The sequence below is a fragment of the Rubrivivax gelatinosus genome (assembly GCF_004340905.1).
Classification (GTDB): Bacteria; Pseudomonadota; Gammaproteobacteria; order Burkholderiales; family Burkholderiaceae_C; genus Rubrivivax; species Rubrivivax gelatinosus.
On record NZ_SLXD01000014.1, the window covers coordinates 1 to 21,207 of the forward strand.

16 protein-coding genes are annotated in these 21,207 nt (G+C 71.3%); 2 read left to right on the top strand and 14 right to left on the bottom strand.

Annotated features, from left to right (window positions below):
* Nucleotides 1–52 precede the first annotated feature (52 nt).
* The 11 genes from EV684_RS24210 to EV684_RS19575 all read right to left on the bottom strand — a co-directional run bounded on the left by EV684_RS24210 (nucleotide 53) and on the right by EV684_RS19575 (nucleotide 11,786).
* A complete protein-coding gene (locus EV684_RS24210) occupies nucleotides 53–190 on the bottom strand; it encodes a hypothetical protein (RefSeq protein WP_207896860.1) in 138 nt (45 codons plus the stop codon).
* Nucleotides 191–381: 191 nt separating this feature from the next.
* The gene (locus tag EV684_RS19530) at nucleotides 382–960 is read right to left on the bottom strand and encodes a nitroreductase family protein (protein ID WP_132649011.1); all 579 of its coding nucleotides are present in this window, start codon (nucleotides 958–960) and stop codon (nucleotides 382–384) included.
* Between the two features lie 6 nt (nucleotides 961–966).
* The gene (dmsD, locus tag EV684_RS19535) at nucleotides 967–1,608 is read right to left on the bottom strand and encodes a Tat proofreading chaperone DmsD (protein ID WP_132649013.1); all 642 of its coding nucleotides are present in this window, start codon (nucleotides 1,606–1,608) and stop codon (nucleotides 967–969) included.
* 22 nt (nucleotides 1,609–1,630) lie between these two features.
* Nucleotides 1,631–2,479 carry a dimethyl sulfoxide reductase anchor subunit family protein gene (locus EV684_RS19540; protein WP_132649015.1) on the bottom strand — a complete coding sequence of 283 codons (849 nt, stop codon included), beginning with the start codon at nucleotides 2,477–2,479 and terminating at the stop codon, nucleotides 1,631–1,633.
* 2 nt (nucleotides 2,480–2,481) lie between these two features.
* On the bottom strand, nucleotides 2,482–3,105 hold the full coding sequence (locus EV684_RS19545) for a DMSO/selenate family reductase complex B subunit (protein ID WP_132649016.1): 624 nt from the start codon (nucleotides 3,103–3,105) through the stop codon (nucleotides 2,482–2,484).
* An 11-nt stretch (nucleotides 3,106–3,116) separates the two neighbouring features.
* Nucleotides 3,117–5,576 carry a DMSO/selenate family reductase complex A subunit gene (locus tag EV684_RS19550; RefSeq protein ID WP_132649018.1) on the bottom strand — a complete coding sequence of 820 codons (2,460 nt, stop codon included), beginning with the start codon at nucleotides 5,574–5,576 and terminating at the stop codon, nucleotides 3,117–3,119.
* Nucleotides 5,577–5,876: 300 nt separating this feature from the next.
* Complete coding sequence (locus tag EV684_RS19555; RefSeq protein WP_132649020.1) at nucleotides 5,877–7,448, bottom strand: methyl-accepting chemotaxis protein; 1,572 nt, start codon at nucleotides 7,446–7,448, stop codon at nucleotides 5,877–5,879.
* Nucleotides 7,449–7,496: 48 nt separating this feature from the next.
* The gene (locus EV684_RS19560; protein ID WP_132649022.1) at nucleotides 7,497–8,006 is read right to left on the bottom strand and encodes a lipocalin-like domain-containing protein; all 510 of its coding nucleotides are present in this window, start codon (nucleotides 8,004–8,006) and stop codon (nucleotides 7,497–7,499) included.
* A gap of 159 nt (nucleotides 8,007–8,165) precedes the next feature.
* A complete protein-coding gene (locus EV684_RS19565) occupies nucleotides 8,166–8,786 on the bottom strand; it encodes a phosphohydrolase (protein ID WP_132649023.1) in 621 nt (206 codons plus the stop codon).
* A gap of 58 nt (nucleotides 8,787–8,844) precedes the next feature.
* Nucleotides 8,845–10,116: a hypothetical protein gene (locus EV684_RS19570; RefSeq protein ID WP_132649025.1), complete on the bottom strand. Its 1,272-nt coding sequence runs from the start codon at nucleotides 10,114–10,116 to the stop codon at nucleotides 8,845–8,847.
* A 140-nt stretch (nucleotides 10,117–10,256) separates the two neighbouring features.
* Nucleotides 10,257–11,786, bottom strand: coding sequence for a clostripain-related cysteine peptidase (locus EV684_RS19575; protein WP_165908543.1), 1,530 nt, complete (start codon nucleotides 11,784–11,786; stop codon nucleotides 10,257–10,259).
* A 166-nt stretch (nucleotides 11,787–11,952) separates the two neighbouring features.
* Between EV684_RS19575 and EV684_RS19580 the strand changes: the two genes are divergently transcribed.
* On the top strand, nucleotides 11,953–14,199 hold the full coding sequence (locus tag EV684_RS19580; protein WP_165908544.1) for a tetratricopeptide repeat protein: 2,247 nt from the start codon (nucleotides 11,953–11,955) through the stop codon (nucleotides 14,197–14,199).
* Nucleotides 14,200–14,341: 142 nt separating this feature from the next.
* The gene (locus EV684_RS19585; protein ID WP_132649030.1) at nucleotides 14,342–16,405 is read left to right on the top strand and encodes a putative bifunctional diguanylate cyclase/phosphodiesterase; all 2,064 of its coding nucleotides are present in this window, start codon (nucleotides 14,342–14,344) and stop codon (nucleotides 16,403–16,405) included.
* 256 nt (nucleotides 16,406–16,661) lie between these two features.
* Here EV684_RS19585 and argS read toward each other — a convergent pair whose 3' ends face one another.
* The 3 genes from argS to EV684_RS19600 all read right to left on the bottom strand — a co-directional run bounded on the left by argS (nucleotide 16,662) and on the right by EV684_RS19600 (nucleotide 21,175).
* Nucleotides 16,662–18,308 carry an arginine--tRNA ligase domain-containing protein gene (argS, locus tag EV684_RS19590; RefSeq protein ID WP_165908545.1) on the bottom strand — a complete coding sequence of 549 codons (1,647 nt, stop codon included), beginning with the start codon at nucleotides 18,306–18,308 and terminating at the stop codon, nucleotides 16,662–16,664.
* Between the two features lie 942 nt (nucleotides 18,309–19,250).
* Nucleotides 19,251–20,015 carry a class I SAM-dependent methyltransferase gene (locus tag EV684_RS19595; RefSeq protein WP_132649034.1) on the bottom strand — a complete coding sequence of 255 codons (765 nt, stop codon included), beginning with the start codon at nucleotides 20,013–20,015 and terminating at the stop codon, nucleotides 19,251–19,253.
* Nucleotides 20,012–21,175 carry an NAD-dependent epimerase/dehydratase family protein gene (locus tag EV684_RS19600; RefSeq protein ID WP_132649035.1) on the bottom strand — a complete coding sequence of 388 codons (1,164 nt, stop codon included), beginning with the start codon at nucleotides 21,173–21,175 and terminating at the stop codon, nucleotides 20,012–20,014. The genes EV684_RS19595 and EV684_RS19600 overlap by 4 nt, the downstream gene beginning before the upstream one ends.
* Between the last annotated feature and the right edge of the window lie 32 nt (nucleotides 21,176–21,207).

Consider the following 21,207-nt stretch of genomic DNA (forward strand, 5'->3'; position numbering starts at 1 on the left):
CTTCTACAACTGGCACAGGCCACACCACAGCATCGACCTCAAGCCGCCGGTCTCACGTCTCTTGGTTCCCCGAAAGAACCTGTTGACACTTCACACCTAGCCCCGCATACTGCTCGGCGTCGGCTCCGTGGATCTTGCGGATGATTACCGCGCCGTTCCACGCCTTGTCGACGATGTTCTGCATCTGCATCGCACCCCCGTCAGGGAGCACGTGCTCGGCGCCGGTCTGTACGCAGTCGATCGACTCAGCGATCAGGGCACCTTTCTTCTGCGCCGAGCACTACTCCAGGCGGCGAAACCCGCCAGCAACGTTGGCCCTCGCTACGTCGCATCATTTCCGATGGAGCGACCGGCAGGAGCACCAACTGCTCCGCATGGCCTTCAGCACCAGTCGACCAGCCGCTGTCTTGCCTGTTCTCCACGGCGCGGCTGGCCGACTCCTGTCGGCGTGCCGCAAACCACCCAGGCCACCAGCCGCTCGCCCGGGCCGCAGAACGCGGCCTGCAGCGCGGTGTCGTGCACCGAGTCGCCGCTGATCAGCTTGGCGCCGAAGCCCTGCAGGTGCAGCGCGTCGAGCAGGTTCATCAGCGCCGCGCCGACGCAGATCCATTGCTCGTGCGCCGGCACCTCGGCGACGTCCTCGCGCACGCGGGCGACGGCGGCCAGCAGCACCGGCGCCTTGGCGGCGTGGTGCGGGGCGCGTTCGACTTCGGCGGCCGGCGCGCCGCGCCGCTGCGCGGCGGCGGCGAAGAGCTCGCCCAGCCGTGCACGCTGCCCGGCGCCGACGAGCACGAAGCGCCACGGTGCCAGCCCGAGGTGGTCGGGCGCCCGGGCGGCGATGGCGATCGCCTGTTCGAGCTGCTCGCGTGTCGGCCCGGGCGCGGCCAGCTGGCGCGGGCCCTGCGAGTAGCGGCTCGCCAGCGGCGCGAGGGCATCGGGGAGCGGGGGCAGGGCTTTCATCGCGGTTCAGGCGTCGCTGGCCGGCGCCGGCAGGGCCAGCAGCGTGCGCGCTTCGGCCAGCGTCAGCCGGGTCAGCGTGACGAGGCCGCGGTAGAAGCCGTTCGTCGTCGCGTCGTTCAGCGCCTGCAGATAAGGCCCGGACCAGCTCAGCAGATGGTCGGCCAGCAGCGTGCGCAGCGCCGCCTCGCGGCCTTCTTCGGCCAGCAGCGCGGCGGCCCAGAACAGCAGGCCGATGTGGTCCTCGGGCTCGTTCTGGCCCGAGTCCAGCACCACGCCCTCGGCGGCCAGGAAGTCCTGCAGCGCCTCGGTCGTCTCGCCGAACAGCGTGCCTTCCTCTTCCAGGTAGACCGAGCCCCAGGGCGGGGCGGGCAGCTCGTCGGGGCCGATGAACAGGCGCTGGTGTTCGCGCTTGAGCGCCTGCTGGGCCTCGGGCCTCACCAGCGCGGCGCGCATGGTGGTGCTGGTGGCGTCCAGCACGCCAGGCTCGCCCGCCGGCCACAGCGAGGCGAGCTCGCCGCGTGCGATCAGCTCGAGGAACGGGCGAACGGTGGTGTCGTCGGGCGCGCGGTAGAACAGCGCGCCCAGCACGCGGGCGGCGGCGGCGAACTCGGCCAGGCCCATCGCCGAGTCGGCTTGTCGGGGCGACATCGTCGGTCCTTCTGCCGGCCGCTCAACGCAGGCCGACGGTCATGTGCAGGTTGTAGAAGACGCCGCGGCCGACCATCTCGGCCAGCATCAGCACGCCGCCGTAGGCCAGCCCGGTCTGCAGCGTCAGCGCCTGGCCGCGCAGGCTGGCGCGGATCCACAGCCCCAGCACCGAGAACAGCACCGCAAAGCGCAGCGCCATCAGCGCAGCGTAGTCGGGCGTCAGCGCCGAGGCCTGCTTGATCGACGAGGCGATCGTCGCCAGACCGTTGGCTTGCGTGATCGTCACCAGCACCGCCAGGCCGACCGCCAGCGCCGCCAGCTTCAGCGGCCCGTGCTTCAGGAAGCCGCGATCGATGCCGGCCGCGGCGAACAGCGCCGCCGCCACCGCGCCGCCGCCGATCAGCGCGGTCAGCACGTAGGCCACGGGCGTCAGCGGCGTGTTCCAGGTCGGCACCGTCGGCATCAGGTAGAACGAACACATGCCGTAGAGGAAGCCCGCGCTCAGCAGCAGCGTCAGCCCGTGCAGCCGGTTGCGCAGCTGCACCGTGGCCAGGTTCTTCCACGCCAGGTACCAGGTGGCGATGCCGGCGCAGGCGAACAGGCTGCCGAACACGACCTCGTTGGAGAACGCGGCCGCGCCGAAGCGGAAGCTCGCGTTGATGAAACGCAGCGGCGAGCCCAGGCGGAAGGCCGCGAAGCCGAAGCCCACAGCGACCAGCGCCCAGACGACGATCATTCGTTTCTCCAGCGCGTGGCGGCGCTCGGGGTCCAGGCCCCCGGCCATCAGCGCCGCGAAACACCACCAGAACGCGCCCATCGCCGTCTGCGCGATGACGGTGAACAGGATCAACGGCCATTCATGCCAGCCCATGATCAGACCTCCCTCGGGTTGCCCAGGAATCCGCTGCGGTCGCCGCAGGGGCGGGCATTCGAACTCGGATGGATGACGATGCTCGGGTGCGTGAACTTCGCGTCCGGCAGCGGTGCGACGGCGGCCAGGTCGCCGTACCTGGCTCTCAACTCCTCGATGGGGCCGAACTCCAGCGCACGCAGCGGGCAGGCGTCGACGCAGACCGGCTTCTTGCCGACGGCCAGGCGTTCGGCGCAGCCATTGCACTTGGTCATGTGGCCCTTGCGCTCGTCGTACTGGGGCGCGCCGTAGGGGCAGGCCATGCGGCAGGACTTGCAGCCGATGCAGACCTCCTCGTTGACGGCGACGAGGCCGTCCTCGGCGCGTTTGTGCATCGCGCCGGTGGGGCAGACCTTGGTGCAGGCCGGGTCGGCGCAGTGGTTGCAGGAGATCGACAGGTAGTAGGCGAAGACGTTGTTCGTCCAGGCCTCGCCGTCGGCCTGCCAGTTGCCGCCCACGTACTCGTAGACGCGGCGGAAGTTGATGTCGGCCGCGAGGTCCTTGTAGTCCTTGCACGCCAGCTGGCAGGTCTTGCAGCCGGTGCATTTGGCCGAGTCGATGTAGAAACCGTATTGTTGGTTGGCCATGTCGCTGCTCCTCAGATCTTCTCGATCTGGACCCGGTTGGTGTGCTGCGGGTTGCCCTTGGCCAGGGGCGAGGGCCGCTGCGAGGTCAGCACGTTGACGCTGCCTTCGGTGTCCTGTCCGTTGGCGTCGAACTTGAACCAGATGCCCTGTTCCATCGAGGCGACGCCGGGCATGATGCGCGGCGTCACCTTGGCGGCGATGCGCGTGTGGCCGCGGGCGCTGGTGACACGCACCAGGTCGCCGTCGTGGATGCCGCGCGCCTGGGCGTCGAGCGGGTTGATCCACACCGCGTCGGCGACCGCCGCGCGCAGCACGTCGAGGTTGTGGTACGTCGAGTGCGTGCGGCCCTTGGGGTGGCGGCCGTAGAGCTGCAGCGGGTAGCTCTTGCGCGCCTCGGTGTCTTCGTAGCCTTCCCAGGTGGCCACGTACTGCGGCAGTGGCGTGATGACGTCGCCTGCGGGCAGCTTCCAGGTGGCGGCGATCTCGGCCAGGCGCTCGGAGTAGATCTCGATCCTGCCCGACGGCGTCTTCAGCGGGTTGGCCACCGGGTCGGCGCGGAACCTGGACAGGCCGACGCCTCTGCCCTCGGGCGCGCGGCGCTTGATCATGCCCATCGTGCGCGCCTCTGCCAGCGTCTCGGGCAGGTCCGGGTCGGCCTCGCGCATCTTCACGTAGGCCTCCTGCAGCCACTGCTCGAAGGGCTTGCCTTCGGTGTAGGCCTGCTCGACGCCGAGGTGGCGCGCCAGCAGCGTGCAGATGTCCCAGGCCGACTTGCACTCGAACAGCGGCTTGATCGCCGGCGACAGGAAGATCGGCCCGCCCATCTCGCCGACGGCGTAGCCGTTGCTGATGATGTCGCTGGCCTCGAAGTTGGTGATGTCGGGCAGCAGCACGTCCGCGTAGCGCGCGGTCGGCGTCATGTGGTTCTCGATCACCAGGATGAACTCGCACAGCGACTCGTCCTGCAGGATGCGGTGCGTCGCCTGGATGTCCGAGTGCTGGTTGATGGTCGTGTTGCTCGAGTAGTTCCAGAGGAACTTGATCGGCTGCTCGAGCTTCTCGGCGCCCTTGATGCCGTCGGCCAGCGCCGTCATCTCCTTGCCGCGCGTGATCGCGTCGGTCCACAGGAAACACGGGATCTTCACCTTGACCGGGTTGGCCGGCATCTTCAGCTTGGGCACCGGGTAGCCGTAGTTGCCCGGCTCCTCACCGATGTTGGTGCCCGGCAGGCCGATGTTGCCGGTCAGGATCGGCAGCATGCAGACCGCACGCGCGGCCTGCTCGCCGTTGGCGTGGCGCTGCAGGCTCCAGCCCTGGGCGATGAACGCCGGCTTGGCGGTGCCGATCTCGCGCGCCAGCTTGACGATGCGCGCCTCGGGAATGCCGGTGATGCGCGACGCCCAGGCCGGCGTCTTGGCGGTGCCGTCCGGGCCCTGGCCGAGGATGTAGTCCTTGTACGAACCGTTGGCCGGCGCCGACTCGGGTAGCGTCGTCGCGTCGTAGCCGACGCAGTAGGTGTCGAGGAAGGCCTGGTCGACGAGGTCCTCGTCGATCAGCACCCAGGCCAGCGCGTTGACGAGCGCGGCGTCGGTGCCCGGGCGGATCGGGATCCACTCGTCCTCCTTGCCCAGCATGCTGTCGGAGTAGCGCGGGTCGATGAAGATCGTGCGCACCTGGTTGCGGCGGCGCCATTCGTTGACCTGGTAGGTCTCGCCGCCGCCGCTCATGCGCAGCTCGCCGGGGTTGTAGCCGAAGAAGACGGCCAGCCTGGCCTTGCCGATCTCGCGGCTGTAGCTGCACTCCGAGCCGTAGCCGTCGCCGTAGGTGAAGGGCAGCGCGAAGCGGATCTGGGCGGTGCTGTAGGTGTTGTAGAACTCGAGATAACCGCCAATCACGTTCAGGAAGCGGTGGCAGGAGCTGCGCCCGGCCATGTTGTAGCCGGTGCTGCCCGACCCGTACTGGTAATAGATCGATTGATTGCCGTAGGTGTCGATCGTGTGTTTGAGCTTGTCGCCGACGATCTTGATCGCTTCGTCCCAGGAGATGCGTTCGAACTGGCCTTCGCCGCGTTTGCCGACGCGCTTCATCGGGTACTTCAGGCGGTCGGGGTTGTAGACCCGGCGGCGCGCCGAGCGCCCGCGCAGGCAGGCGCGCACCTGGTGCTGGCCGAAGGTGTCGTCGCCGCTGCCGTGGTTGTCTTCCTGCGAGATCCAGCGGATCGCGCCGTTGACGACGTGGCACTTCAGCGGGCAGCGGCTGCCGCAGTTCACGAGGCAGGCGTTCCAGGCGATCTCGCCTTCGGGCGCGCCGATCTGCTCGAGGCCCCTGGCGATCGAGGTCTTCATGAACGGCAGCCCGATGCCGGCGCCCACCGCGCCCAGGCCGACCAGGCCCGCCACCTTCAACATCGACCGCCGGCTGAGTCCGCCGCTGCGGCCGAGGCCTTCTTCCTTTGCCGAATGCTCGCCCATCTCTTTCCCTTCCGATTGCCGGGCGTGCCTTTCGAATTGCAATCGGCTTTAGCCTGGCAGTGAGGCCATTAAAGTGCCTGTCGGGCGCCTTGGCTCTGGATCTGGATCAAGAATCGGCGGGTGAATCGGTGAAATCGCACTGAATTAGTGATTTGGTGCGATTTCGAGTGATTGCGAAGATCACAAATGATGACGCGCCGAAGAATTGCATTTGCTGCCTATTCGTCGGCGCGATCAAGTGATCGTCAATTGCAATCAATTCGGCATTGCCGGCGAATGCCGGCGCTGCCGACGGGCGGATCAGGCGCCGTGGGTCGCCAGGCGGAAGCCGCGCATCGTCTCTTCCAGGCGCCGGGCCTGCTCCTGCAGGCTGCCGGCGGCCGCGGCCGACTCCTCCACCAGCGCGGCGTTGCGCTGCGTGGCTTCATCGAGGTCGGCCACCGAGCGGTTGATCTGCCCCAGCCCGGCCGACTGCTCGGCGGCGGCGCCCGAGATCTGGCGGATGATGGCCGCGGCCTTCTGCACCTGGTCGACGATGTCGTTCATCGCGCCGCCGGCACGCTGCACGTGCTCGGCGCCGGTCTGCACGCGTTCGATCGACTCGCCGATCAGCGCCTTGATCTCCTGCGCCGCCTGGGCCGAACGCTGCGCCAGGCTGCGCACCTCGCCGGCGACGACGGCGAAGCCGCGGCCCTGTTCGCCCGCGCGGGCCGCCTCGACCGCGGCGTTGAGCGCCAGGATGTTGGTCTGGAAGGCGATGCCGTCGATGACGCCGGTGATGTCGCCGATGCGCCCGGCGCTGGCGGTGATCGCGGCCATCGTCTCGACGACGTCGTGCACGACGCGGCCGCCGCGGTCGGCGCTGCCCGAGGCCTGCGCCGCCAGTTCGGCGGCGTTGCGGCTGGCGCCGGCGGTGTGGTCGACGGTGCCGCTGAGCTGCTCCACCGCCGAGGCCGTGTGCTGCAGCTGCGCGGCGGTCTGCTCGGTGCGGCGCGACAGGTCCTGGCCGCCGGCGGCGATCTGGGCCGATGCCGTGGCGATGCTCTCGGTGGCCTGGCGCACCTGGCCGACCATCGTGCGCAGCGACAGCACCGTGTGCCTGAGTTCGCCCAGCAGGCTGTCGGCCGGCACCTGCCCGAGTTCCACGCTCAGGTCGCCGCTGGCGACGCGGGCCATCGCCGCACGCGCCTCGCCCGGGTCGCCGCCGATCTGGCGCAGCAGGGCGCGCGACATGCTCCAGCAGATGAAGGCGATCAGCCCCATCAGCGGCAGCCCGATCGCCAGCGAACGCAGCAGCGCCTGGCGCTGCTGGGCCGCGGCCACGTCCTGGTACAGCCCGGTGCCGACGAACCAGTTCCACTCGGGGATCACGACCGCGTGCTGCAGCTTGGGCACGACGTCCTTGCTGCCCGGCCGCGCGAAAGCCGATTCGAGGAAGATCCGCCCGTCGCGGCTGGCGCGCAGCGCCTTGGCGAGCGAGCCGATCAGGTCGTTGCCGTGGCCGTCGAGGATCTTGCCGCTCATGTCGCGGCCTTCCCACTCCGGCTTGATCGGGTGCATCACGCCGACCCCGTCCATCGTCCAGACGTAGAAGTAGTCCTTGCCTTCGGGACCGAAGCGTGCCGCGCGCAGGGCGGCCTTGGCCGCGGCCTGGGCCTGTTCTTTGCTGAGGAGCCCGGCCGCGGCCTCGGCCTGAAACCCGGCGACGATGGCGCGTGCGCTGTCGACGACGGCGACGAGCTGCGCGCGTTGTCCCTGGTCGATCTCCTGTCGCACCTGCCAGACGGCCTGCGCGAGGAGGAAAAGCAGCCCGGCCACGGCGGTCGTGACCAGGCAGACCATCTTGGCCTTGAACGTGAGTCGGTCGAACATGACGTCACCCGCGATGCCGGCATTGGCAGCCGGCATCGTCCATAACAATTACTTCTGGCGTTCGAACGTGATCAGCGAACGGGTCATTCCCTTGTCGGCCCAATTGGGCATCACGCGCCAGGGCGTCGTGACCTGCAGCTTGTCGCCGTCGACCTTGAAGTTGCGCGTCTGCGCGGTGCCCACCCATTGCGGATTCCAGGCGGCCTCGACGTGCGTCGTCCACTGGTCGCCCTTGATCTCGGCGCGGCCGGTGTAGGAGACGATGGTGTCCAGCAGCGCGGCCTTCTCGGCGTCGGTCTTGCCCGGCTTGCGGCCGTCGGCGGTGAGCATGAAGAACACGCGGCCGTTGGGCGTGAACACCACGCCGCCGCTCGGTTTGGCGCCCATCACCGGCATGATCTCGCCGGTCTGCTGCACTTCGACGACGTAGCTGACGAGGCGCCAGGTGCCCAGGATGTCGGGCGTGTCGGCGGCGGCCAGCGTCGGCGCGCCGAGCGCCGCGGCGGCGGCGGCCAGCGCCAGCGTCTTGGAAAGCGAGCGTCGGGTCGTGGTGATCATTCGTCCATCTCCAGCGTTGTGAGGCCTCGAATTCTGGAGAGCACGATTGCGGATTTCGCGACTTCGTGCGAATGGAGGCGCGCCGCGGCCGAACGGTCGCCAATCGGGGCCGAACGGCGGCATTCCGACTTCGGCACTCGGCGCCGGGTGGGGCGCCATTCAGTCGTAATTGATCGACCTCAATTCGGCCAGGAACCGTTCGGCCGCACGGTCAGCGGGCCAGGGTTCCCAGGCGATGCCGCCGTAACGTGATTGCAGCGGGTCGGCGGCGAGGATCGGGTCGGCGATGCCGAGCACCTCACGCACCTCGTGTTCGGACCAGCCGGTGCAGTGCACCGCCTCCGACGCCGCGGCGACGCGGTCGGCGTGTTTGTGCAGGCGGTGGGTCTCGGGTGTCCAGTCGGGCAGGCGGTAGCGCTGCACGATCGCCGCCATCAGCCGCTCGCCGACGGCGCGGAAAGGTTCGCCGAGCACCCGCTTGAGCGGCGAGATGCAGTCGAAGCCGAGGAAACCCTCCTCGGCGTCGTGCAGCAGCTCGGCGCGCGCCTCGGCGGCCGTGAGTGCCTGCGGCGCCTCGGCGCGGCGCAGTTCCAGCACCAGCAGCGAGTGCTGGGCCACCGACAGTGGCCAGGCCCAGCGTGACTCGCCACCCCAGCGGCAGGTGCGCGCCAGGCGCAGCGCCAGGTCCTCGTCGGTCCAGGCGTCGGGCGCGGGGTTGATCAGGTCGAGCGCGGCCCCGGAGGGCAGGCGGATCCAGGCGCGGGGCGGGGTGGCGGACATCGGGCGCGGGCGGGCGAGGGAGGCTCTACGGTACGCCAACCGCGCCGCGATAGCCTTCTCAGACCGACTGCCGCCTCCCTCCGCCCCAGGGCCCGCTCTCCAGACGCGGCCAGACGCGTGTCGGGTGGTGGCAGACGCGGCCGCCGGGGTCGTTGGCCGGAGCGCGCGCATCGTGCGCCGCCGTGTCGAAGGCGACGAGTTCGCCGCCGTGCTGCACCGCGCGGCGGCCCGAACGCGTGCGGCGCGCCTGAAGGCCGGCGTTCGGGATGCACAGGTCCAGGCGCTGCACGTTGGCCACCTGGCTGTACGGCGCGCTTTCCCAGGTGGGCGTCAGCCCGTTGCACAGCGACTGCACGATCAGGTCGGGGCGGCCGGCACCGGCGCCGTGTTCGCGCGACAGCCGGAACAGGTAGTGGCCCTGCTCGTCGGTGATCGCGAAGCCGAGGGTCTCGCGCCGCCCGGTGCCGCCGTAGGGGCCGCCGAGGTTCTCGACCGCGCTGCGTTCGTAGCGCTGCACGCGCAGCAGCAGGCCGGCGGCGGGGCGCGCCTCGCAGCCCGGGCGCAGGCCGGCGTCCCGCAGTTCGGCCAGTGCGTCGAGTTCGGCACGGCGCAGGCGGCCCAGGCCGGCGCTCAGCGTGCCGGCCTCGGTGCAGCGTTGCACCGTCGTGCCCAGCGCGGCCACGGCCTGGGCCTGGGCGCGGTCGAGGTCGTCCGCCCGCGCCAGCGCGGCCAGCGCGGCGGGGGCCGGCTGCGAGTGCAGCAGCAGCCCCTGGGCCTGCGCCGGCAGCCCGGTGGGCAGCACCAGCGGCGTCAGCTCGGCGTCGGCCGCCGGCTGCGGGAAACGCCGCAGGCGTTCGGGATGCAGCTTCTCGATCACCGGATAGAGCGCCGGAAAGCGGCGGCACAGCTCGTGCACCGCCACCGGCGGGTCGATGACGATCAGGTCGTCGCGCGCCGGGTTGAACAGGTTGGCGCCGGCATAACCGCGCGCGGTGCCGTAGATCAGCGTGTCCTCGCTGCTCGCCGGCAGCGAGCAGCCGAGCACCAGGGCGTCGGCGGCGGGCGTGTCGGTGCGCACCTCCATGCGCAGCAGGCCGGCCTCCAGCCACGGGAAGCCGATGCGCGCCGGCGAGTCCTGCCAGGCCTGGCCTTCGGGGCGGTGCTGCAGGCGCAGCGACCACTGCCGGCCGCTGACGAACACCGCCGTGCCGGCCGCGGCCTCGTGGCTGCCGTTGCCGGTGTCCGCGCCGGAGACGACGAAACGCTGCGTGAGCTTGCTGTCGTGGGCGCCGACCCTGAGGGTCCAGCTGCCGTGCATGATGATCGCCATGGGGCCTCCGTCGGGATATCGGTGATGGGCGACGGCTGGATTTCAGGCTTTAATGCTTCCCAGCGCGACGCACGCGCGGGCGCCCGCCGCCACGGGCGGCAGACGATCGCTGGACGATCGGCCGCCGCGCGGTCCCGGCCTCAGGCGTCTTCGGCCGGCGCGGTGGCGCCGGCGGCATCCGCCGGCCTCTGGTAGCGCGCGTTGAACACCGGGAACGGGCGCCGGCGCGGCGACAGCAGGCCCGCGAAACGCGCCTCGCGGTGGTACTCGACGATGAAGTCCACCCAGTCGGTGGCCTTCAGGAACTCGATGACCTGCGGCTGCACGCCGGGGCGCGAGCTGTCGGGGTTGACGTCGAGGTAGTAGGGCGAGCGCCAGTCCCACAGGCCGACGAGCAGCGGGTCGGGCAGGAAGATGTTCATCGCCAGCGCACGCTCGCTGAAGTTCCAGCGGGCGCTCGGGTCGGTCCAGGGCGAGTCGTCGTCGCCGTAGCGCTTGATGCCGGCCAGCGACTCGCGCAGCGCGTGCGCCGCCGCGTGCACCCGGTCGCCGGGGAAGTCCTGGCGCAGCAGCGCCTGGGCCAGCGATGCCAGGTCGGTGAGCTCGTCGGGGGTCTCCAGCCGCATCGAGCCGTCGGAGTCGTACTGCTGCGCACGCACGATGGCGCGGCGGATGCTCTCGACGACGGCCTGCCGATCGGCGGCCCCGCTCAGCACCGACAGCAGCGCGTCGGCGAGTTCGTCCACGCACTCGGCGATGTGCTGCATGCGCGACAGCAGCACCACGCCGGCCGTCGTCGGGTGGTTGCCCTTGGCCGCCAGCACCGCGTGGTTGGCGTCGGCGAACCACTGGCCCAGCTGGCCCGGCGTGGCGCTGCCCTGGCTGGCGAGCTGGCGGAAGACCTGGGGGTAGGGCGCGCCGGCGGTGAAGAAGTTGTAGTTCATGTAGCCGGTGGCGACTTCGGCGTAGGGCGCGACGGTGTGCAGCACCTCGACGGCCATGTTGAAGCAGTTGTCGAAGTGGATCGCCGCCAGCCGCGGCGCGCCGGCCTCGCGCGCCAGGCGCAGCGCTTCGCCCAGGCCCCAGGTCGACAGCGGCAGGGTGCCCATCGGCAGCACCGGCGAGCCCATCGGCAGCACGGGCGAGCCCATCGGCAGCACCGGCGAGCCCATCGGCAGCACCGGCGAGGCCTGCGAGCCCGTGACCTGCCACTGGAAGCGGCCGTCCTCGGTGTAGGCCTGGGCGCTGAGCTGGTTGCGGTCGATCTCGGGGATGAAGCCGGCGCCATGGCCTTCGAGCGCCAGCACCAGCGAGGTCGCCGGGTGGCGCTGGTGGGCGTGGCGCACCAGGCCGGCCAGCGTGCGCGGCGAGTCCATGCGCTGCTTCCAGTGGGAGCTGCAGGCCAGGGCCTCGGGCTGGAAGGCCGGGATGTCGATCAGCCAGGTCTCGTCGTCCACGCGGTCGACGAGCGCGCAGACGTTGACGCCGGTGGCGGCCACCTCCCTGAGCGCCTGCGTCAGCGGGTGCTGCATCACGTCCTGCGTGCTGCCGTCGGGATAGGTGGCCAGCGTCGTGTCCTCGCCGAACGGGGCGAAGACGATCAGCGTGACGCCCTCGGGGCCGGGATGGGCGTCCGGGTCGGACGAGATCAGTTGCGGCGGCTGCTGCATGCGCTTCTCCGTTGTGCTCTGCTGGACGGGTGCGGCTGACGGCCGCGGAGGGGACGGTCGATACACTAGGGCCGCCCGGTTCCCATCGCGAGGCACGCTGCCGCCGCGCGCGCCCCGGGCGGGCCAGACGATGGCCAGACGATGCGGCAGCCCCCGTTGCACCTGCATGACGAATCCTCCCAGTTCGCCGGCCGCGCCGCGCCAGCCTTCGGGCGCGCTGGCCGATGCCGTGCTGGGCGCGGCGCTGGCCGCGCATCGCGACGGCACGCTCGGCGAGCTGCTGCGGCGCCGCCCGCGTGCCACGCGCTGGGTGGTGCGGCGGCTGCTGCAGCCGGTGCTGGACTGCGGCGGCGACGCGCTGCGCGGCGTGCAGGGCGAGGTTCTGGCGCTGCAGTGGCTGCTGGCCTGGGCCGTCGCCCAGCTGCGCCCGGACGGCCAGCCCGGTTTCGACGCCATCGAGCGCGAAGCCTGGCTGGAGCGCACGAGCTGGCGGCCGATGCTGGCGGTGATGTGCCACCACGGCTTCGCGCCGGTACGCGCCTTCCCCGACCGCTTCCGCGCCCGGCCCGACGAGTCGCCTGCCGACCATCTCTGCGGGCTGTGGTCGGTGGGCCCGAGCACCTACTACCGCTACCTGGACAAGGGCCGGCGCCAGCTCGCCGAGCTGCTGCTGGCGCCGACCTGCGAACGTCTGCTGTCGCTGCGCGACGCGATGCAGGGCCGGGCCTGGGCGCTGCTCGGCCTGGACGATCCGGTCGCGCGGCGTGAATGGCATCGGGCGCAGGCCGGGCGTGCGCTCGTCGAGCCCGCGCCGGTGGCCGCGCTGTGGCATCTGCTGCAGGCCGGCGACGCCGCCGGTTTCCTGCAGGCGCTGCAGCGTTTTCGCGTCGCGCTCGGGCACGGCACGCTGGCCGACGCGCTGGCCGAGCGCCTGGCCGCGCTGCCGCTGGCCGCGCGCCAGCGCGCCGAGCTGTGCCTGGCGCAGGCCGCGCTGGCGCGCATCCGCGGGCAGGAGGAGCGCGAGCGCCTGGCCTACGAGCAGGCGCAGCGCATCGCCAGCGCGGCCGACGACCCGCTGATGCTGGGCGTGGTCTGCGGCGAGCTGGGCAAGTTCTTCGAGCCGCGCGACGTCGAGCGCGCCTTCGCCTGCTACCAGGACAGCGCCGAGTTCCTGCGCCGCGCCGGGGTGGCCGACGACCCCGGGCAAGCCGCGCATCGCGAAGGGCTGCAGGCCTACGTCAGCACGCTGGTGCGGCTGGGCTGGCTGCACGTGCTGCGCAACGACGCGCGCAGCAAGGCCGTGCTCGAGCGCGCCGACGCCTTGCGCGCGGCGCTGGACGACGGGGCGCTGGCGCAGCTGGAGCAGGCCTGGGGCGAATACCGCCGCCGCGACGGCGACCTGCGCGCCGCGCTGGAGCACAAGCACCGTGCGCTCAACCTCTACGAGCGCCTGGGCGACACCCAGGCCGTCGTCAAGACCTGGTGCAACCTCGCCCTGCTGTACGGCGACGCCAAGGACTATGCGCGGGCGATCGATTACTCGCAGCGCGTGCTGACGCTGGCCGAACGCAGCCCGGTCGAGCCCGAGACCGTGGCCTCCACGCACCTGAACCTGGGCGGCACCTGGTTCTGGCAGGAGCGCTGGGACGAGGCCATCGAGCAGTACGGCGCCGGCCTGGCCAAGGCCGAGGCGGCGCGGCTGCACGTGCTGGCCGGCCGCGCCCACTACAACCTGGCCGAGGCCTTCTACAAACGCTTCCAGCGCCACGGCCGCGACGACGACGAGCGCCGCGGCGACGTGCATGCCGCCGCCGCGCAGCTCGTCTGGGCGCGCGAAGGCGACCCCGGCGCCGTGGCCGCCACGCGCGGCCTGAAGGCCGAGATCCTGGGGCCGCGCGAGGGCGGCCACGTCGACAGGCTGCTGCCCGGGGAATGGGCGGCGCACCTGGGCGAGATGGTCGAGGTCGAACGCGAGCGCGCGCGCCTGGCGCTGCCGCTGCCGCCCGAGCAGCACGTGCGCGCGCACCTCGCGATCGCACGCGCCTACCTCGCCATCGCCGCGCAGGAGCGCGAAGCGGCGCTCGCGCTGGTGGAGCGCCATGGCCTGGGCGGCGGTTTCGTCGCCGAGCTGGACGCGCTGCGCGCCACCTTCGACCGCACCCTCACGCGCGAGCAGCGCCTGGCCGCACGCTGGCGCGAGCACGCCGCCGCGCTGCTGGACGACACGCGCCGCGCGGCGCTGCTGGACCGGCTACTCGACGCCGGCTTCGTCGGCAAGAGCGCCTACGCCGAACTCTGCGGCGTGAGCCTGGCCACCGCCTCCAAGCACCTGGGGCTGCTGACGCAGCGCGGCCTGCTCGAGCAGACCGGCAAGGGGCCGAGCACGCGCTACCTGCTGCCCGACGCCGGCTGACGGTGCGTGGCGGATGTCACTGCCGGGGCCGTTCGCGCGGCCCGCGGCGCTCAAGACCGCGGCGCGCACGACGACACTGAGGCACGAGTCGGTCCCGACGGGTGCTGTGCCCGCGGCCGTCGTCCGTCGACACAGCCTCCTGATGCGCGCCTCCGATGCCCCGCCCGCGGGCGGCCACGACGCCTGCAACGCGCCCGTGCTGCCGTTGCGGCTGCTGCTGCGTTTTGCCGACGCCGCCTGGGAGCGTCGTTTCGTCGCGCACTACGCCGGCACCTACTTCCGCTTCGCGCAGGCGAGCCTGCTGCTGGGCCTCTCGCTGATCGTGGGCGACTACCTGGTCGACTGCCTCGCGCACCGCGCCGGCGGCGCCAACCTGCTGCGCCTGACGGTCGCGGCGCCGGTGCTGCTGGCCGCGCTGGCGTACTCGCTGCAGCCGCGCTGGCGCCGGCACTGGCAGCCGGTGATGGCCGGCTTCATCGTCACGGCGGCGCTGTGCCTGTTCGTGATCCTGGTGCGCATCGACGCCGAGGGCGGCTCCGGCCTGCAGACCTGGGTCGGCGTGCTGAACTTCACCTTCCTCCAGTTCTACTGCTTCGTCGTGCTGGGCGTTCAGTTCCGCTTCGCGCTGGTCTCGGGGCTGGCGATCCTGGCGGCCTTCGAATACGCGCTGTGGGCGCACGCCGGGCTGTCGCCGGGCCTCGCGGCGTACTGGTCGTACCACGTGCTGACGCTGTTCGTGCTGGCCGCGGGCATCGGCTGGTGGCGCGAGTTCCTGCTGCGCAAGGAGTTCGTCGCGCGTGCCGCGCTGGACGACTCGCGCGCCGCCGCCGAGCGCCGCGCGCAGCGGCTGGCGCACTACGACGAGACCACCGGCCTGCCCAACCGCCGCCTGTTCGCCGAGCTGGTGGTGCCGGCGCTGGAGCGCGCGCGGCGCAGCGGCACAGGCTGCGCCGTGCTGCACGTCGAGATCGAGCACCTGGGCAAGGTGCACGAGGCCTATGGCCGTGGCCAGGGCGACGCCGTGCTGGCCGGCATCGCGCAGCGTGTGCGCTCGTTGATCCGCGGCGGCGACCTGGCGGCGGTGGAGCAGGCGGCCGAACGTCCGGGGGTGCTCGCGCGGCTGGGCGACAACGCGTTCTCGCTGCTCATCGCCGACCTCGACTGCCAGGAGCGCGCGTCGCTGGTGTCGCAGCGCCTGATGGCGGCGGTGATGCAGCCGGTCACCGTTGACGCGCCGGCGCAGCCGCTGCAGTTGTCGGCCAGCATCGGCGTGGCGATGTTCCCCGGCGACGCGCAGGACGCGGCCGGGCTGCTGCGCTGTGCCGAGCTGGCGGCGCGTGCGGCCCAGGGCGCCGGCGGCGGGCGCCACCAGTTCTTCGACGAGGCGCTCAACGCCCGCCACCGCGACCGCATGCGGCTCGAAAGCGAGCTGCGCCAGGCCATCGACGGCGGCCAGCTGTGCCTGCACTACCAGCCGAAGGTCGACGCGCGCAGCGGCCGCATCGTCGGCGCCGAGGCGCTGGTGCGCTGGCAGCACCCGGTGCGCGGGCTGATCGCACCCGGCAGCTTCATCCCGCTGGCCGAGGAGAGCGGCCTCATCGTGCCGATCACCGACCACGTGCTGCACGCCGCCTGCGGCAGCCTGCGCCGCTGGGCCGACCGGGGGCTGCCGGCGCTGCCGCTGTCGGTCAACCTGCCGGCGGTGAGCCTGGCCGACGCCGGGCTGCTGGAGCGGCTGGACGCGCTGATGCAGCAATACGGCGTGCGCCCGGAGCGCCTGGTGCTGGAGCTGACCGAAACCATGCTGCTGCGCGACGTGGCCGCCGCCGTCGAGCTGCTGGCGCGCCTGCGTGCGCGCGGCTTCGGCCTGTCGCTGGACGACTTCGGCACCGGCTACTCGTCGCTGAGCTACCTGCGGCGGCTGCCGATGAGCGAGCTGAAGATCGACCGCAGCTTCATCACCGACGTGGCACGCGGCGGCCGCGACGGCGCCCTGGCCGCGGCCGTCATCACGCTGGGCAGGGAGCTCGGGCTGCAGGTGGTGGCCGAAGGCGTGGAGACGGCCGAGCAGTCGGCCTTCCTGCTCGCCCGGGGCTGCACGCTGCAGCAGGGCTACCTGTTCCACCGGCCGCTGCCGCGCGAGCAGTTCGAGCGGCTGCTGGAAGGCCAACGCACGCACGCGATCGAGGCGCAGGCGGGGGCCTGAGCGGCGCTTGGGGCCCCGGCGGCACGACGAAGCTGCCGCTGAGCGTCGCGCGTCCAGCCGCAGCTCGCGCTCGCCGGCGGCTGTCGCGTTGGCGCTGACGCAAATTCCCTCGGAAGGGGGCTCCGCAGGCTTGGGATCGGCTCGGGCGGGGGCGTGCGTGAACGCCTTGATGGCGGCGGATGGCCGACGTCGCCTTCAGCGCCCTGCGGTTCGCGGACCGCATGCGCCGGCCGCGAGAGGCGGACGCAATCGCACTTCAGTGCCCGCGCGGCAGCGCAGGCAGCCCCAGCGTCTTCAGGCCGTGGCCCAGGATCCAGCGCGCCGCGTACGTCGCGGCGCGGGAGCCGGGGCGGTGTTCGACGACCTGCTGCGCGACCCGGCCGATGAAACGCAGCAGTTCGTACAGGTCGCCGCTGGCAAGCGCCCGGTTGACGAAGCCCGGCAGCCGGGCGGCCTGCAGCACGAAGTGGCGATCGACGGCGTGCGCGGGCCGGAAATCGCCGTCGGGGCCAGGCCCGGCCAGGGCGAGAGCCGCGTGAAGCAGGGTCGAGCCGGACCGATGGGCGCGCAGCGTGACGAAGGCATCCGGGTCGATCTCGCACGGCTGTGCCAGCGCGACCGCCTGCAGCGTCGAGCACATCAGGGCGGCTGCGACCGCATCCCGGCTCCACAGGCCGCCGGAGCGTGCGACGATCGCCGCGACCTCGTCTTGCGCGCCGAGGCGGTCGAGCGCCTCGTCGATGGTCAGCGCCTGGCCGTCGCTGGACTTCATCTTCGAGCCCGAGACGGTGACGAACCCGTGTGCCAGCTTGACGTAGCGCTCGTAGAGCTCGGCCGGCCCCAGCCGGCGGATCAGGTCTTCCCTCAACTCCGTGGTCACCAGCCACTCGGCTCCCATCACGTGGAAGCAGCGCGCCAGTCGCTTGCCTTCGGGCTGCAGGCGCGCCCACAGCGGCAGCGCCCGCAGGTGCTCGGTCGGCACGCCGTCGGCGCGGGCCAGCAACAGGGCCGGATACGAGTCGCGACCGGTCTCGAAGACGACTGCCCCGTCGGCGCGCCGCACGGCGGCCCCAGCCGCCACAGCCGAGTCCAGCCACGCCGGTGCCAGCAGCGCTCCCTCCGATTCCAGCAGCACGCGCTCGATCGCCACCGACAGGCGCGCCAGGGTCTGAGCCTGTCCCGCAGCGACGCCATCGACCAGCGAACGCCAGGCCTCGAGGGTCGTCGGGTCACCGCCCAGCCACGCGCCCAGCAGTCGGTCGGCGCGATCTCCGTGGGCCTGCAGTTCGCGCTCGATCGGTGCGTCGGGGGCCGCCCCTTGCGGTGCCGCCACCGCGAACTCGCGCACATAGCGGGCATAGCAGCCGCCGACCCAGTGGTCGGCCTTGCCGCCGCCGCCCTGCGCGCCGAACAACTCGACGCCGGCCATGGCTTCCGCGACGTTGCGTCCGATGTCGCCGAGAACCGATTGCGTCGACACCGTGGCCCCGGCGAAGGCCAGCAGCCGCGTGAGCCCGGCGCCGATCGCGAGGTTGCGCAGATGCCCCAGGTGCAGCGGCTTGGTGGCATTCGGATCGCAGTAGTCGATCAGCACCGCCTGCGAATGCAGTTCGTCGCCGCCGAAGGTGTCCAGCGTGTGCGCCTGCTCGACCGCCGCGGCGAGCTTCACCAGGGTCTCGGCCCCCAGGCGCCCCGTGACGCGGCTGCCGGCAAAGCGCAGGCTCTCGAAATCCGGATGCCGCTCGCCGGCGGGGCCCGGCTGCGGGCGCAGGTCGCCGCGCAGCTGCGCGACCGCATCGACCGCACCCGCCACCTCCCGCCGCAGCGAGAAGCGCTCGAGATCGGCCCCCAGGTGAGCTGCCAGGGCGGCGGCCAGCGTCGACTCGAAGCTGCGTGCGTCCACCGTCACCTCATGCCGGCGGCCGATTCGCAGCGTGTCGCAGCGCCGTCCTGCCGGCTTGCATCCGGGTCGGCCCGATGAAACTCCGGCGCGGCCGGGCCACGAGGGCCTGCCGCGCCGGATCCAGGGCATCAATCCAGGGCATCAATCCAGGGCGTCCACGCTCGTCTGCACCGTTACCGCTAGCCGCCGTCAGCGGGTCGCGGTCGGCGCGCCTGAGGCTGGCACCGGGCTGGCCTGTGGCGCCGCATTGCCGATCAGATCGGCGAAGCGAACCAGGATGGCCCCGATTGGCTCCGCAGACTGACTCGCAATACGGCTTGCCACTGGGTCCGCGACTGGCGCAGCGACTGGCTCGGCGACACGCTGGGTCACACGTTGTGCGACTGGCGCAGCCACTGGGTCAGCCACTGGGTCCGCAACCCGCGCAGCCACTGGATCGGCCACTGGTGCCGCTTCCTTGGCGGCGATACGGCGTGCGACCCGGGTCGCCACTGGATCGGCGACTGGGTCGGCCACGCGCGTCGCCACTGGGTCCGCAACTGGTGCCGCCTCACGGCCTATCAGTCGTCGCGAAATGGAATCGCCGACTGGTACTGCCGTCAGTGGCTGGGCTTGCGCCCGCAGTTGCGCAGCGGCAGCCGCCAGCGTTTCGCTGATGGCTGGCACGCCTTGCCCCTTCCCGACATCGAGAGCTTCTGCCATGTCTATCACCTCCTTTCTCTTCCAGGTTGGAAGTCCGTCTTCAGTTGGCGCACCCGACGGGATTCGAACCCGCATCTACCAACTCCCAAAGCTGGTGCTCTTCAACCGCCTCGACGTCATCTGCGCGTTACCCGGGCCCTTCGTGATGTTGACGCCCTGGAAAGCCATCGCTACGCGCACCGAGTTGCTTCAAGTTCTGCGTTGGCAGTCAATTAGCCGGTTGAGCTACGGGTGCATTTATCATCGATCAATTGCCTTATCCAATGGTCTGCGTGCAATGAAGCGCACGTTTTCCCGACCGTCCCATGCGATGTAGGTGGGCGTATGGCGGCGGTGGAAGCACTCCAGCACTTCGATCTCGAAGCCGGCACGAAGCAGGGCCGGCCCGAGAGTCGCGGTGTCGAGCAGGTGCAGGAACTCGGGAAGCTCGGCGGCGGTCGGCCCGTCGGCATAGTCGTGCAGCGCATCGCACTCCCCCGGCCAGCGCAGCCCTTGCGACAGGCGCGCCTCGTAGACCGGGATGAACCGGCTCACGTTGGCCGCCCACGGCGTTCCCGAGATCGCGAACAGCCGCCCGCCCGGGGCGAGCCAGCGATGCAGCTTCGCCAGCCCTGCGTCGATCTCCTCGCCGCGCAGGAAGTTGAACAGGTTCGAGGCATGCGCTGCGTCCAGGCTGCCCTGCGGCAGGTCGATCTCGTGCGGGAAGGATGCGCACAGCAGCCGCAGCCGGGGCCGGTCCTGCGGCGGTGCCTGCTCCTGCAGCGCCCGCAGCATGGACGCGTCGATGTCGTTGGCGATCACCGTCGCCCCCGTCGCCAGGGCCGCCAGGCTGGCAACGCCATAGGCGCTGCCGATGTCCAGGACTGGCCGCTCGCAGCCGGCGGCGCAGGCGACAAAAGCCTCGTTGATCTCGTTCAGCGTCGTCGTCGTGCGCCCTCGCTGGTTGGGCGTCGCGATGCTGAACCGGTCGACGTCGGCGCGCGTCTGATGGCCGCTGTTCGTCATGATGCGAGCGCCAGTCCGAGACGCGAGCGCAGCGCCTGGTAGCGGGCCTGCAGTTCGTCGGCAAAGTCGTCGACATCGTCGACGTGCATGCGTGAATGCTGATAGCCCAGGATCCGGTGCATGACGTCCATGTTCCGGTCGGTGAACCGGATCTCGCCGTCTTCGCCGATGGACTCGATCCCTTCGAGCCGCTGCCCCGCTTCGTTGACTCTTTCCGCGTCGGAGCGCTGCACGGCATCGCTCAGGTCCAGTGAGACGCGGCCCTGGCCGACCAGCACCGGGTAGCCGCCGACGCAGCCCTGCGGCCCGGGCGCGTGCAGGTGCGACATGCGGTCGGCAAAGAGCGCCTGCACCATGGCGAATGCGTTCGTCGCCGCGACGACCTGCCCGGGAACGCCCCGCGTGCGGCGGAACTCCTGGACGAACGAACGGAACAGGGCTTCCTCGTCCACCTCGCCGCTGACGTCACGCCCGCCGCGGAACACGCGCAGGATGACCGGCGCCTGGCCCGGGGAGCCGGTGCTTGCGATGGCGTTGCTGGCGTAGTGGTGCGCGACGAAGCGCAGGTCGATCTCCTCGGGGCGGCACTCGAGTTGTGCCGCAGCGGCGCGGCGCAGCGTGGGAATGGCGTTGGCGATGTTGCCCGCGCCGACGGCCGGCGCCAGGCCGACACGGCCGAGCGCAGCGTTGACCGCATCGGGAAAGGCGACGTTGACGACGACCGGCCGCTGCGACGACTGCGCCACGGCCAGCATCAGCCTGCGCGTCAGGGCCAGGTGGTTCGGCAGCCAGGGGCCGATCTTCGCTTCGTCCAGCGCCCTGTAGGTCGCTTCGGGCAGCGTGGAGATCTCCCAGAACGTCTGCCGGCTCGAGGCATTGACGATCACCTGCGGAGCCAGCGCTTCGATCAGCTCGGTGGTCTGGTCGACGTCGCTGATGTCGTGGGTGCGAACGTGCAGGCTCGGGCTGCTTCCGAGGATGGAGGCCAGTGTCAGGGCCAGATTGGCGCGTTCGGTCAAGGCCGCCTGCCGGCGTGCGACGACGGTCACGTCGTAGCGGTCACCTGCCTGGGCGAGCAGGTCCAGCAGTCGCCCTCCGACGATGCCGCAGCCGACCAGCAGAACCCGGCATCTCGAACCGTCGGTGCAGGTCTTGTCCATCGTCCGTCTCTCCTCGTGGCCTCGGCTGCGCC